Source organism: Pseudoalteromonas luteoviolacea S2607, assembly GCF_001625575.1.
GTDB lineage: Bacteria > Pseudomonadota > Gammaproteobacteria > Enterobacterales > Alteromonadaceae > Pseudoalteromonas > Pseudoalteromonas luteoviolacea_E.
Genome location: NZ_AUXV01000034.1, coordinates 156,599 through 171,433, shown reverse-complemented (window position 1 = coordinate 171,433; position 14,835 = coordinate 156,599). Strand labels below are relative to the sequence as shown.

Below are 14,835 nucleotides of genomic sequence, written 5' to 3'. Positions count from 1 at the left end.
TGATTCAATAAAGCATAGATTTTATAGTTGACTTGGTGGCACACGCGGGTTACTAATAGAATAAAGAACGGGCAGACAGGTTTTTACGCCCAAAAATTGTTTAGCAGTACAAACCAGAAATTAGGTTAAAGAATTTATGTTACATACAGCAACTCTACTAGTCGTGATTATCAACGTGGTGATTATTATTACCGCGGGGGCTGGTTAGTGCTGTAAGAAAATAACAGCTAAGAGCCCCCCGCACTGAAAAGTTCGGGGGGCTCTTTCGTTTTAGGGCTAAAAAACAGAGCAAAGGGCAATGAGCAAAACAATGACAGGCGCACAAATGGTAATAGACATTCTTGTAAAACAAGGTGTTACAGACGTATTCGGGTATCCCGGTGGCGCGATTATGCCGATTTACGATGCGTTGTACGGTGCGCCACTCAAACACTATTTGACACGCCATGAGCAAGGTGCTGGATTTGCAGCTGTCGGCTATGCACGTAGCACAGGCAAATTGGGCGTGTGTTTTGCAACCTCAGGGCCCGGAGCAACAAATTTAGTGACTTCATTGGCTGATGCCATGATGGACTCAGTTCCCCTTTTGGCTATCACTGGACAAGTTCCAACGGCCGCTATCGGTTCTGATGCATTTCAAGAAGTTGATGTATTAGGTATGTCTCTCTCCTGCACCAAACACAGTTTTATGGTAGAGCGCGTAGAGGACTTAGCCGAGGTATTGCAACAAGCGATGCATTTAGCGACATCTGGTAGGCCAGGTCCTGTCCTTGTTGATATCCCCAAGGATATCCAGCAAGGGCAAGTGCCGTATACGCCTTGGCTTGCAGATACGCAAGATTGTGACGTCTGCTCAATGCAAGAGTTAGACGCTGCAAATACCCTTTTAAACAATGCTAAAAGGCCTATAGCCTACGTAGGGGGAGGTGTTCAAAGTGCCGATGCGCAAGACGAGCTAATGGCATTTCTCGCTCGAACTCAAATGCCGGCGGTGTCAACACTTAAAGCACTTGGCAGCGTATTACCTGAGTATGAATATGAGTTGGGTATGTTGGGTATGCATGGTACCAAAGCTGCCAATTTAGCTGTGCAAGAATGTGACTTATTGGTTTGCATTGGCGCAAGGTTTGACGACAGGGTGACTGGTAATTTAGCAAAGTTTGCCGCCAAAGCCCAAGTGATCCACCTAGATATAGACGCAGCGGAAGTGGGCAAGCGCAAACCTGCTGCGGCATCGCTTATCGCAGATCTAAAAGTGTCCTTACCACAACTTGAAGGCAGCTTAACCGCTGAAGAATGGCGCGAACATGTGAGTCAAATGAAGCGTGATTATGCGTGGCGTTATGACTACCCAGGAGAAAAGGTCTTTGCGCCTTACCTATTAAACAAATTAAGCCGCGACATGCCCAAGCAAACCGTCGTATGTTGTGATGTGGGCCAGCATCAGATGTGGGTTGCACAGCACATGAAATTTGACCACCCAAGTAACCACTTAAGTAGTGGTGGAGCAGGCACTATGGGCTTTGGTTTGCCGGCGGCCATTGGTGCTCAAATTGCGCGGCCACAAGATACAGTGATCACGGTCTCAGGTGACGGCTCTATCATGATGAATATCCAAGAGCTGGCAACAATTCGCCGAAATAACTTACCGATCAAAATTGTCATTTTAGACAACCAAAGATTAGGCATGGTTAGACAGTGGCAAGAGCTATTTTTTGCCGGACGATATAGCGAGACAAATTTATCTGACAACCCAGACTTTGTGCAACTAGCCGCAGTGTTTGGGATCCCAGGTCAGACGATTACACATGCTTCAGAAGTCGATGAGGCAATTGATAATTTAGTATCCAGCGAAGGACCTTACATTTTACATGCCTGTATTGATGATAAAGAAAATGTTTGGCCTCTAGTCCCGCCAGGTGCGGCAAATGATGAAATGATAACGGAGAACACACAATGAAACATCAATTAACTGTGGCTGTAAAAAATCAGAGCGTCGCTGTAGAGCGTTTTCTACGTGTGGCACGTCATAGAGGGTTTCGTCTTATGCATTTGCAACTGGAAGGGCAAGATGAATTGTTTCACGTCAAAATGACAGTGGACAGTGACAAGCCGATCTATCTATTAACATCACAATTAAATAAGCTAGTGGATGTGCAATCGGTTGATTTGCACACATTACAGCAGCAGGCAATATAACAATATTAAGGTTTTAAAATAATGACACAAACTTCAGAATTTATTTGGCACAACGGTGAAATGATCCCTTACCAACAGGCTACGACACACGTATTAAGTCATGCTTTACATTATGGTAGCTCAGTCTTTGAAGGGATCCGTGCTTACGATACGCCAAATGGACCAGCTATATTTAGATTGGATGACCATATTCAGCGACTATTCGATTCAGCCAAAATTTACCGTATGGAAATTCCTTACTCTAAAGAAGAGATCATGGCGGCGTGTAAGCAGGCGGTAAAAGAAAATGGTTTCACAAACGCTTATTTACGTCCGTTTGCATTTTTAGGTCATGTTGGGCTTGGTCTCAATCCGAAATCACATCTGGCTGATGTCACTGTAGCTGCGATGGAATGGGGGGCATATTTAGGGGATGAAAGCCTAGCACAAGGCGTTGACGTATGTGTCTCTTCTTGGAGTCGATTAGCGCCGAATACTATGCCAACGGCTGCGAAAGCTGGTGGAAATTACTTATCTTCTCAACTAATTTCTGGTGAAGCAAAACGCAACGGCTATGTTGAAGGGATTGCACTTGACGTCAATGGTTACCTCAGTGAAGGGGCTGGAGAGAACTTGTTTGTTGTTAGAAAAGGTGTGCTATACACGCCACCGACAACAGCGTGCATTTTACCAGGCTTAACGCGCGACACAATTATTCATCTAGCCAAAGAGCGTGGCTATGAAGTGCGTGAAGAGCCAATCGCGAGAGAAGCACTGTACCTGGCTGATGAATTCTTTATGGTAGGTACAGCCGCTGAAGTTGTGCCCGTTCGCAGTGTTGATCAAATCCAGGTTGGCGAAGGCAAGCGAGGACCAATTACAACAGAACTTCAGCAAGCCTATTTTGATTTAGTAAAGGGTCAAGCTGATGATCCTAATGGCTGGTTAGCTTTCGTCAACGAATAATCAGCACACACGGTATCGATATTTTTGGGAATGAGGTAATGCCGGTTAGCGGCTAAAAACAGGTTAAGGGGTCAACATGGCTAAGTTACGCAGTAAAACTACAACAGAAGGTCGTCAACGTGCAGGGGCACGTGCGTTATGGCGTGCAACGGGAATGACAGACGAGGACTTTCATAAGCCGATTATTGCAGTCGTGAATTCATACACACAGTTTGTACCAGGCCATGTTCACCTTAACCAGTTAAGCGAACTGATGGCTGAAGCAATTAGTGAAGCCGGCGGTGTACCAAGAGAGTTTAATACCATAGCCATCGATGATGGGATTGCAATGGGCCACGGAGGCATGTTGTACTCGTTGCCTTCTCGAGACCTGATTGCTGACTCGACAGAATACATGGTCAATGCCCATTGCGCTGATGCGATGGTGTGTATTTCAAACTGTGACAAAATCACCCCAGGGATGCTTTTAGCTGCGCTGCGACTTAATATTCCGGCTATTTTCGTTTCGGGTGGCCCTATGGAAGCGGGTAAAACACGCCTTGCCGACATAGAACTGAAATTAGACTTGGTTGATGCCATGGTTAAAGGTGCCGATCCTACAGTAAGTGATGAAGACTCAGACCAAGTAGAGCGTTCGGCATGCCCGACATGTGGTTCTTGCTCGGGCATGTTCACAGCGAATTCAATGAATTGCTTATTAGAATCATTAGGGTTGGCGTTGCCTGGAAATGGTACAACTTTGGCGACGCACAAAGACCGTCGTCAGTTATATGATGGTGCAGCTAAGCGTATCATGGCGTTGTGCGATGAATATTATCGTAAAGACAATGATGCTGTGTTGCCACGCAATATTGCCAATAAAGCAGCGTTTACCAATGCTATGACGCTCGACATTGCGATGGGTGGGTCATCTAACACCGTATTGCATATACTCGCTGCGGCTCAAGAGGCAGGGGTTGATTTTGATATGGACGACATCGACCAATTGTCTCGTCAAACGCCTTTCTTGTGTAAGGTGGCGCCTGCTACCCAACAATACCACATAGAGGACGTTCACCGTGCAGGCGGTATCATGGCAATTCTTAATGAATTGGCTAAGGCCGATAAACTTGATTTGAGTGTCGGTCATGTTGCCGGTGGCACATTGGGAGAGGTGATCAGCCGATGGGACGCGTCTGATAGCAATAATCAGCGCGCACAAACTTTTTATCGAGCAGGTCCTGCGGGTATTCGCACAACCCAAGCGATGAGCCAAGAGTGCCGCTGGGATGAACTAGATTTGGATCGTGAAGGTGGATGTATTCGCAGTGTTGAGCACGCTTTTCGTCAAGATGGTGGGTTGGCAGTTCTGACAGGCAACCTAGCTCCTGATGGTTGTATTGTAAAGAGTGCTGGCGTGGTAGATGAAATGTTACAATTCACTGGCCCTGCGGTGGTATATGAATCACAGGATGATGCCGTGGAAGGTATCTTAGGCGGCGAAGTCAAAAAAGGTGATGTTGTTATCATCCGCTATGAGGGGCCGAAAGGCGGACCTGGTATGCAAGAGATGCTCTATCCGACCAGTTACTTAAAATCAATGGGGCTAGATAAAGACTGTGCACTGCTGACCGATGGGCGTTTTTCGGGTGGTACGTCAGGTTTGTCAATCGGCCACGCTTCTCCAGAAGCGGCAAGTGGCGGCACGTTAGCATTGATTGAAAATGGTGATTTGGTTGCGATAGATATCCACGCGCGTTCAATTGATGTACTGCTGGATGAAACTGAATTAAATCTGCGTAAAGAAAAACAATTGGCAAGAGGCAAAGACGCGTTTAAACCACTCGATCGGGAGCGTGTTGTTTCTTCTGCTTTAAAAGCCTATGCACTTCTTGCAACGAGCGCAGACAAAGGCGCTGTTCGCGATCTCGCAAAATTAGAGGAGCTCAGTTAGCTATGGTGGCACAGGAGCTAGACTATTTTAGAGCCATAATCCAAGCGAATATGGCACCTTTGGTAAGACATACGGAAGTAAGTAGTTTAACTGGACTGTCTAAAAGATTAGCAAACCAAATTTGGCTTAAGCGAGAAGATCAGCAACCTGTATACTCGTTCAAATTGCGTGGCGCATTTAACAAGCTGAGTAAATTGCCAAAGCATTCGCATGTTGTGACAGCTTCAGCTGGCAACCATGCACAAGGTGTTGCGCTGAGTGCCGCACACCTTGGCCACAAAGCCACGATAGTGATGCCGGTGACTACGCCCGAAATTAAAGTAAATGCAGTACGTAATCTGGGTGGACATGTGGTTTTGCACGGCCATCACTTTGATGCTGCAAATAGTCATGCAAAAGAACTGTGTGAGCGCGAAAATGGCGTGTTTGTACCGCCCTTTGATGACAAAGATGTGATTGTGGGGCAAGGGACTGTAGCGCGAGAAATGATGCAACAGCTTGATAAGCTTGATGCTGTATTCATTCCTGTTGGGGGTGGGGGGTTGTTGGCTGGAATGGCTGTTTACATCAAATCATTGCGCCCAGATATTCGAGTCATAGGGGTAGAAGCGACAGAAAGTGCCTGCTTACATGCTGCGATGGAGAAAGGGAAACCTGTAGCGCTTGAGCAAGTGGGTAGTTTTGCAGATGGTATTGCAGTTAAAAAAATTGGTGAAGAGACCTTTCGTTTGGCTCAGACATACTGTGACGAGGTAGTGGTGGTCTCGACCGATGAGATCTGCGCAGCCGTGCAAGATATCTTTGTAGAGACTCGCGCAATAGCTGAACCATCTGGTGCGGTTGCCTTGGCTGGCCTGAAGCGATGGTGCGAGACTCATACTGCACAAGGTTTGTCTTTGGCAGCGGTTTTGTCTGGTGCAAATCTAAACTTTGATAGATTACGCTATATTGCCGAACGAACGGCGCTAGGTGCCAAAAGCGAAGCACTATTTGGAGTGACGATCGATGAGCAAAAAGGCAGTTTTAAACAGTTTTGCCAAACTTTAGGCGGTCGCTCCATTACGGAATTTAACTATCGCTATGCAGGTGGTAGGGAAGCTCAAATATTTGTTGGGGTCGGGTTGCGCGATGGAGAAGCTGAATTGTGTGAATTACAAAATACCCTCTCTGAAAATGGGTATATGTTCACCGATTTGTCCGACAATGAACTCGCTAAGCTTCACATACGCTATATGGTTGGCGGTAAGCCCCCTGTTGCGATAGAAGAACGGTTGCTGCGTTTTGAGTTTCCAGAGTACCCAGGTGCCTTATTAAAGTTTCTTGAAACCTTAGGTTGCGAGTGGAATATTACTTTGTTCCATTACCGTAATCATGGTGCGGCAAAGGGTCAGGTTTTGGCGGGGTTTGAACTTGGGCCACAAGAATATGCTAAATTTGAAGAGCACCTCGAACGATTGGGGTATTACTATCAAGATGAGACAAACAACCCCTGTTTCTCTCAGTATTTACAGTCTAATGAGGAATATACCCGTAAAGTAGGGTAAGCCTACTTTTCAATCGGTGTTTCGACTTCTATAGTGTGGTTATGTATTCAAGGGACTGCCTATGAAACACCGTTTCCTTCCATTTGTTGTGTTCATTTTTCTAAGTGCGAATGCCTATGCACTCGAACCTGTTACTTTACAATTAAAGTGGGTACACCAATTTCAGTTTGCGGGGTATTACCTTGCGAAACAAAAAGGCTTTTATCGAGAAGCTGGGCTAGATGTGAACATTGTACCAGCACAAAAACATAATCCAGATGAACAGTTTAAGGTGCTTTCGGGGCAAGCACAATTTGGTGTTACCCATTCCGGTATTTTAGAACAACGACTACAGGGTAAGCCTTTAGTGGCTTTGGCGGCCATATTTCAATCATCTCCCTATTGCTGGATGGTAAATGCTGACAGTGATATTTATCTGCCAAAAGACTTTCAAAACAAACGAATTAGCCACCTTGGACGTAGTGAGGGGGCCGAGTTAGTGTTAATGCTAGAGCGAGCAGGTATTGATATTGAAAAACTACCAATTTACTCGGGGCTTGAGCCTTTAACTGATTTTAAGGCAGGCAAATTTGATGCTTTGCAGGTCTATGTTTCTAACGAGCCTTACAAAATGTCTCAACAAGGGGTGGCAACCCGGCAGATCTGCCCAAAGCATTACGGCATCAATGTTTATGCAGACATTTTATTTACATCAGAAGATGTCTATAAATATCGGCCAGAAATGGTGGCAAAGTTCCGCAGCGCCAGTTTAAGGGGTTGGCGCTATGCACTGGCCAATCTAGATGAAGCGTTGCAAGTAACCAAATATTTTGCAACAGAAAAAAGCTTTGAAGAGTTGGCTAATGAAGCTGACAAATTACTGCCCTTTATTAAGGCTCCAGGTATTCCGCTTGGCAATATGTCTGTGGCGCGATGGCAGTGGATCGCTCAACTATATCACCTAGATGTGGCGGGTTTTCATGAGCATAAAAACGTCTTTCTATACTCTGATGACAGTGAAGGAGAGTTGAGTTGGTCTTGGATGCTTTCTTTGGCCGTTGCCCTCAGCCTGTTGTGCATTCCAATGTATATTCACCTCGTCTTGTTCAAGAAAAAGCGCTTTATGATCAACTAGAGTCGAGACAATAGCGGTAAAGGTCTGGGTGAAGTTTTCCAATAACAAATGAATGAATTACAATGTGTGTCTAAATGTAGTAACGCTTCTGACTTATGACTTCTAATTTTGTTTCTCACTTTCAGGTCCTAGACCAATTACTTTATGAAACCCGCCAATACTGGCAGTTATTGGCCTTTGATCATCTCAGTACGCCGTGGCCAGAATTAGACGACTACTTATCCCAGTTGAGTGACTTAAATTTAAGTGCGTTAGATATGGATCAAAGTGCACTTCAGCGAACACTTGCAAACTATATCCCACAACTGAGCGAAATTGCGAAGTTGGTCGAAGTGGATGAGCTACAACCTCAAAGGCCTGTATTACCTTTTTGGTTAAGTAATGGCATTAAGGGTCGAAAGGTAAACCAACTGCAAGATTTTGTTGGCGCGCTAGACGAACATCATCTACCAGTATTGGAGTGGTGTGCCGGTAAGGGGCATTTAGGACGTCTTATGGCATTCACGGGTGTGCCGCATGTCGATAGCGTCGAGCTGCAAGCGCATTTATGCGCGCAGGGGGCAAAGAATGCCCAGCAACAAGATTTAGCTATGACCTTTCACTGCGCGGATGTACTACAAGATCCTGTTGCCCACTATTTTAAGCCAAAGCAACATGCTGTTGCACTGCATGCATGCGGTAAGTTACATCAAAATTTCATGAGTGAAGCGTCAAAAGCTGGGTGTGAAAAAATTAGTTTGTCTCCTTGCTGTTATCACCTGTTCACGCCTACACAGTATGAGCCGATGAGTGATGTAGCGAAGCAAAGCTTAATAACCCTCACGCACAACGATATGAAATTAGCATTGCAAGAGACCGTTACAGCCCCTTCACGTGTTGCAAAGGTGCGTAAGAAAGAAGTACTTTGGCGTTTAGCATTTGATGCTCTGCGTCGTGATGTTACCGGCAGTGATGAATATGTCAGTGTGCCTTCAGTCAACAAGGCGATATTTTCTGGAGAGTTTGATGAGTTTTGCCAATGGGCAGCACAGCAAAAAGGGATTAACTTACCAAAGCAAATCGACTATGCGACATATCTAGATTCAGCGGGACAAAGACAACAAATCACAGAACGTATAGAGCTTGTGCGCCATGCATTTAGACGTGCAATCGAAATGTGGTTAGTATTAGACAGGGTTTTATATTTGCAGACTGCTGGGTATGATGTGACTCTTAAGCAGTTCTGTGAAAAATCTCTAACACCAAGGAACTTGTTGATCCAAGCTGTAAAGCGCTAACACATAATGGGAGAGAGCAATGTGCCAACAGGAAAAAAGTCACTTAGAACACCTGTTCAATAATAATCGACAATGGGCACAGCGCACGCAGGCTCGTGATCCTGAGTTTTTTAAAACTTTATCTAGGCAACAAAATCCAGATTATTTATGGATTGGCTGCTCCGATTCCCGAGTACCTGCCAATGAGATAGTGGACTTACTACCCGGAGAGTTATTTGTACACCGAAATGTTGCAAACGTGGTAGTTCATACTGATCACAACTGCTTGTCTGTGATGCAATATGCAGTTGAGGTACTCAAGGTCAAGCATATTATGGTTGTGGGTCATTACGGGTGTGGTGGTGTTAAGGCAGCACTGGACGGTGCCAAGTTTGGTCTAATCGACAACTGGCTAAGGCATGTGGTTGATATAAAAGAAAAGCATCAAGCAGTTCTACGTGAAGTCATGGAATCACAGCGCAGTGACGTATTGTGTGAGTTAAATGTCATTGAACAAGTTCGCAATGTGTGTCGAACTGCAATCGTCCAAGATGCATGGGATAGAGAGCAAACGCTGAAAGTACATGGGTGGGTTTATGGACTGGCGGATGGCTTACTACATGAATTGATTCAAGCTGTTGGTTCTGAAGACGAGTTATCTTCAAAGTATGAACAAGCCATGTTGTCATTGCTTACGCGCAGTGAACAACGCATTAAGTAAGCACCAGAAAGCACTGAGCAAGCTGAGGGACTGAGATTTAGCTTGCTCGTTGTAATGCGCTTTGCCTCGTCAGGAAATGTTACTCTTCAGAATCGCTTTGCTTTGCTAATTTCGCTTCCAACTCAGCGACTTTTGCTTCAAGCTCCGTCATTTTTTCACGTGTTCTGATCAACACTTTACTCTGGATATCAAACTCTTCACGACTTACAAAATCCATTTCCGTCAGCTTTGCTTGAATGGCTTGCTTGGTTCTTGTTTCGAACGTTTCTGCTAAATTGCGTACGCCTTGCGGCATATTGCTTGAGATTTGTTTCGCAATCTCTTCTATTTTTGCAGGGTTTATCATGAGTGGGCCTCGTAGCTAGTTGATAGTCTGTATCTTACCGCAAAGTCATTAACCATTAAACGCCTTTTCATGAACTGTAGGCCGCAATTTCACAATGTAACACCGATAATAAATGGCCTCTTCATCGCAATTGGTATTACGGACTTTATACGATAAACTAAGCGGCTCAGTTAGTCAGAGTGCACACCTTTTTATGAAACTTAATCCCAAGCAAGATGAAGCGGTTAAATATATTAGCGGCCCTTGCCTCGTATTGGCAGGCGCAGGCTCAGGTAAAACGCGTGTAATTACAAACAAGATAGCTTATCTGGTCCAGCACTGTGAATACAAAGCACGTAATATTGCGGCCGTGACCTTCACCAACAAAGCGGCAAAAGAAATGCGTGAACGTGTTTCACAGACCCTTGGTAAACAAGATGCGAAGGGGTTATGGATCTCTACATTCCATACGCTGGGTTTAAACATCATAAAAAAAGAGGTGAAAACACTGGGCTACAAACCCGGTTTTTCGCTGTTTGATGATCAAGACACTGGTCAGTTGCTGGCTGAACTGACGGAAAAAGAGCTCGAAAGAGACAAAGATTTACTCAACCTGTTAAAAATGCAAATTGGCAATTGGAAGAATGATCTGATTTTGCCAGAACGTGCAATTAGAGAAGCGAGAGAGCCGCAAAAAGCCCTTTTTGCGCAGCTATACGCGCGTTATCAAACCCAGCTTCGAGCGTACAATGCACTAGACTTTGACGACTTGATAATGATCCCGACGCTATTGCTGGGAAGTTCAGCAGATGTGCGAGAACGTTGGCAGAATCAGTTTAGATATTTACTGGTAGATGAGTATCAAGATACCAATACCAGTCAATATCAGCTCGTAAAGCTTTTGGTCGGAGAGCGAGCGCGCTTTACTGTAGTAGGTGACGATGATCAGTCTATCTACTCTTGGCGTGGCGCAAAACCTCAAAACCTAGTGCTTCTGAGTAAGGACTTTCCGGGACTTAGGTTAATCAAGCTAGAACAGAACTACCGAAGCGCGGGTCGAATTCTAAAATCGGCCAATATATTAATTGCCAATAACCCTCATGAGTTTGATAAGAAGTTATTCAGTGAACTGGGTTATGGTGACCCGTTGAGAGTTATTGCAACTCGGGATGAAGAACATGAGTCAGAGCGCGTGGTTGCAGAGATCATCTCTCATAAGTTTATGAAGCGCACTAGCTATAAAGATTATGCAATTCTCTATCGCGGCAATCACCAAGCGCGTGTGTTTGAAAAGTCACTGATGGCGAACCGTATTCCCTATAAAATTAGCGGCGGCATGTCGTTTTTTGCTCGAAGCGAAATTAAGGACATCATGGCTTACTTACGGTTGTTGGTTAACCAAGATGATGACAATGCATTTATTCGTATCGTGAATACGCCGAGACGCGAAATTGGACCAGTAACATTGGAAAAGCTGGGCAGTCTTGCGAATGACAAGCATATTAGTTTATTTGAAGCTTGTTTTGACCCTGATTTAACACAACGTTTAACGGGTAAAGGGTTTAATGCATTGGCTGGTTTTGGTCGTTGGGTGGTAGAGCTGAGTGATAGAGCGACCCGCGGTGACACATTAGAAGCTGTGAAGGATATGATCAGGGAGATCAACTACGAAACCTATCTTTATGAGTCTTCTACCAGTGCCAAAGCTGCGGAAATGCGGATGAAAAATGTCTCAGAACTATATCGTTGGATAAGCGACATGTTGACTGGTGATGCGGATAACCCACCGATGACTTTGGCAGAGGTAGTCACCAAGTTAACGCTCAGAGATATGATGGAGCGCAACGAAGAAGAAGATGAAAGTGACGCTGTGCAGCTACTGACATTACATGCTTCAAAAGGCTTGGAGTATCCTCACGTGTTTATGGTAGGCATGGAAGAGGGATTATTGCCTCACCAAACCAGTATTGATGAAGACAATGTAGAAGAAGAGCGACGTCTTGCTTATGTCGGGATCACGCGCGCTCAACAGACGCTGACTTTGACCTATGCGAAAAGTCGCCGTCAATTTGGTGAACAAATTACACCTGAGCTAAGTCGCTTTGTGCAAGAGCTCCCCCAAGACGACTTAGAATTTGAAGGCAAAAAAGCCGTTGTTTCACAATCAGAACGAATGGAAAAAGGTCAGGCTAGAGTTGCCAACCTTCGCGCAATGCTAAAACGTTAATGTTTCTTGAGTCGTATCGGCTTTGTTGTCACTCTTTAGCGTGCTTTTGAGGTTTTGCTGTTTACCAAAAAACAGCTGTAACCCATGCTTCTCAAGCAAGCTTCTGAAGTTTAGAATCGCGGGACCTTTGGCAATCACTTGAATGGACTTTAAATGAGTGATTGCTAAGATACCTTGGAGCTGAATGTCATAACTATTTTGCTGTAAAACACGCTTACTGAATACCGAGCTTAACAACACGTATTTGAAGTCGATACTACTTAAAAAAGCCAAGTCACAACGATCTTTTGCAAAGTCATTTAGCCCAATATTCACGCCTAGCTGTGCCAGCTCTTTAAGGTTTTCAATTTGAACGCTGGATGCGTAACGCACTTCATTTTCATCAAAGACCAAACACAGTTGCGAATTGCGCTGGTTTAGACGTTGTTTGAGCATATTAAATGCGGAGGACTCAAGTATGATAGTTGAGCAGGCAAAAAGTACATCTTGCTGATAATTAGCTGCAATCTCTTGTGCTTTGCTTAATAGATCAAGCTCAATGTCTAAGTGTTCGTCTTGTGCGGCAGCAAACTTCTTCAAAATATCAAAGCTGGTGCTACCTAATACTGGGTGCTCACCAAAAGCTTCAAGAGTGACAATTTGCTGAGAGTGATTACTAAAATCGACAATTTCCGTACTTCTAAAGTGTGTTGGCAACGCGGTTAAATGATGACGTTCTGTCTGTTTATTTGTACTGCTTGTTGAAGCTGTGAGTAATGGGTGGTAAAACTCATAGCGCCCCCGGCCTGCATTTTTTGCGTAGTACATTGCTGCATCTGCATCGCGAATGATTTCATCAGTGTTTATATAATTTTTATTGCTATAGGTGATACCAATACTGGCACCGCTTTGCATGCACACACCTTTCATACAAAAAGGTTGTTGCATGACTCTAATAAGTCGCTTAGCAACATCTTCAGCTTGCTGTTTATCTGTTAAATGATCTAATAAGATCACAAATTCATCACCAGCCAAACGAGCAAGTAAATCATGTTCGCGAATACACTCAGAAAATGCCTTACTTACCCAAATTAAAAACTGGTCGCCAGCTTGATGACCTAGCTCGTCATTGATGACTTTAAACTTATCTAAGTCGATAAATAAAACAGCAAAGTTATGCTCTGGGTAGCGTTGATACTTTTGCAGTGTTTTTTCGAGCTGAGTCAAAAACAAACTTCGGTTTGGCAAACTGGTTAAAGGATCATGGTGTGCGTCATGATAAAGCTGTTGCTCAATTTTTTTCCGTTCTTCAATCTGCATCTGCAAATGCAGGTTTGTTTGTCTCAGCGCTTTGGTTTTTTCGGCAACACGGTGCTCTAGTTCTTGGTTACTGGCTTTTAATGCTTGGTTTGCGAGGTGAGTCTGTAATACGGATGCGATTTGATTAGAGACAAATGAAATGAGTTCCACGTCATCATGGTTATATTCATATTCATGGTTGTATGCTTGGCAAGCAATTAAACCAATTACACCTTGAGCCGTTTTTAATGGCGCACCAAGCCAGCTGGTGGCCGTTTCTAAATGATTATAGTCTGGCGGTCGTTTAACAACGCCACCTTCTATCAATACACCTGCTCGTTTGGTATCTATAAGCTGGCTGCGCTCTGTGGTAATAACAAGTTCGCTATACCCTTTCGCAAAAGGCCTAGGTCGGTACTCCGTCACTTCATCGACACAATAAGGAAAGCTGAGCCAGTTTGAGCTTTTGTCATGGAGTGCAATATATAGATTGTTGGCAAACGTGATAGAGCGAATAATTTTGTGTACTTGTTTATACACGTCATCAATATCACTAAATTGCGTTGCCAACTCGGAGATTTTAAACAGGATTTGCTGTCTCTCGAGCGCGCGCTTGCGCTGTTCAATCTCTTTATTTAGTGCATCATTACTTTGCATTAGTGCGCGTGTACGGATCTTTACTTCTGACTCGAGTAATTCACGCTTTTTCACACGTTCAATTGCCGTTGCCAAATAGAGAGACATCACTTCAAGTAGCTCTATTTGATGTTCGCTATACGCTTGTTCTGCTTGATAGCTTTGTGACACCATGACGCCAATGATGTTGTCATCTCTGAAGATGGGAACGCCAACCCAGTGCTCAGCAGGGCTGCCCAGCGCTTTAAATTTTTCTTCATTGATCATTTGTTGCATTTGTTTTTTTGTTAAATACAACACTTTTTTATTTTCAAAAACGTAGCCCGTAACCCCTTGATCAAAATGGTGAGATTCGTGCAAAGGAACCGATATACCATCTTTTTCATCGACAAAATAAGAAAGCTCTAGAGTTTGTGTGAATTGATTTTGCAGTACCACATAAAAGCTTTTACTAGGCAAATGTTGTTCTAAAATGCTGTGGATTGCAGGGTATAGGAGAGTTAGCTCGGCAACAGTACTCGCCTGTTCAGAGAGCTGGATCAGGGCATGTTGCAAGTGATAGTTTTGTTTGTATTTTTTCAACAAGGACTCTAAGCGGCGATTCTTTCGAGTTAACTTGCGAATTGCAACGTCGTTTTGATCTTCCAATGATTAAAC

The 14,835-nt window shown here is 44.3% G+C and carries 11 protein-coding genes; 9 read left to right on the top strand and 2 right to left on the bottom strand.

From position 1 onward, the window contains the following. The first annotated feature begins 310 nt into the window (after window positions 1-310). The 8 genes from ilvG to can all read left to right on the top strand — a co-directional run bounded on the left by ilvG (window position 311) and on the right by can (window position 9,712). Window positions 311-1,960 carry an acetolactate synthase 2 catalytic subunit gene (gene ilvG / locus N480_RS15790; protein WP_063373430.1) on the top strand — a complete coding sequence of 550 codons (1,650 nt, stop codon included), beginning with the start codon at window positions 311-313 and terminating at the stop codon, window positions 1,958-1,960. Then, window positions 1,957-2,199, top strand: a complete 243-nt coding sequence (gene ilvM, locus N480_RS15785; RefSeq protein WP_063373429.1) for an acetolactate synthase 2 small subunit — start codon at window positions 1,957-1,959, stop codon at window positions 2,197-2,199. Before ilvG ends, ilvM begins: the two co-directional genes overlap by 4 nt. Before the next feature lie 21 nt (window positions 2,200-2,220). Beyond that, complete coding sequence (locus N480_RS15780; RefSeq protein WP_063373428.1) at window positions 2,221-3,144, top strand: branched-chain amino acid transaminase; 924 nt, start codon at window positions 2,221-2,223, stop codon at window positions 3,142-3,144. Between the two features lie 76 nt (window positions 3,145-3,220). Further along, complete coding sequence (gene ilvD, locus N480_RS15775) at window positions 3,221-5,077, top strand: dihydroxy-acid dehydratase (RefSeq protein ID WP_063373427.1); 1,857 nt, start codon at window positions 3,221-3,223, stop codon at window positions 5,075-5,077. Window positions 5,078-5,079: 2 nt separating this feature from the next. Beyond that, window positions 5,080-6,621, top strand: a complete 1,542-nt coding sequence (ilvA, locus tag N480_RS15770; RefSeq protein WP_063373426.1) for a threonine ammonia-lyase, biosynthetic — start codon at window positions 5,080-5,082, stop codon at window positions 6,619-6,621. Between the two features lie 61 nt (window positions 6,622-6,682). Beyond that, complete coding sequence (locus N480_RS15765; protein ID WP_063373425.1) at window positions 6,683-7,735, top strand: ABC transporter substrate-binding protein; 1,053 nt, start codon at window positions 6,683-6,685, stop codon at window positions 7,733-7,735. A 95-nt stretch (window positions 7,736-7,830) separates the two neighbouring features. Then, complete coding sequence (locus N480_RS15760) at window positions 7,831-9,012, top strand: methyltransferase (RefSeq protein WP_063373424.1); 1,182 nt, start codon at window positions 7,831-7,833, stop codon at window positions 9,010-9,012. Between the two features lie 19 nt (window positions 9,013-9,031). Then, entirely contained in the window at window positions 9,032-9,712 is a 681-nt protein-coding gene (can, locus tag N480_RS15755) for a carbonate dehydratase (protein ID WP_063373423.1), read from the top strand. A gap of 79 nt (window positions 9,713-9,791) precedes the next feature. On the opposite strand, the gene ubiK is transcribed toward can, so the two are convergent. Continuing rightward, on the bottom strand, window positions 9,792-10,058 hold the full coding sequence (gene ubiK, locus N480_RS15750) for a ubiquinone biosynthesis accessory factor UbiK (RefSeq protein ID WP_063373422.1): 267 nt from the start codon (window positions 10,056-10,058) through the stop codon (window positions 9,792-9,794). Window positions 10,059-10,251: 193 nt separating this feature from the next. On the opposite strand from ubiK, the gene rep reads away from it, so the two are divergent. Beyond that, entirely contained in the window at window positions 10,252-12,264 is a 2,013-nt protein-coding gene (gene rep / locus N480_RS15745) for a DNA helicase Rep (RefSeq protein WP_063373421.1), read from the top strand. Here rep and N480_RS15740 read toward each other — a convergent pair. Next, window positions 12,253-14,826: a diguanylate cyclase domain-containing protein gene (locus tag N480_RS15740; RefSeq protein WP_063373420.1), complete on the bottom strand. Its 2,574-nt coding sequence runs from the start codon at window positions 14,824-14,826 to the stop codon at window positions 12,253-12,255. The genes rep and N480_RS15740 overlap by 12 nt on opposite strands. Between the last annotated feature and the right edge of the window lie 9 nt (window positions 14,827-14,835).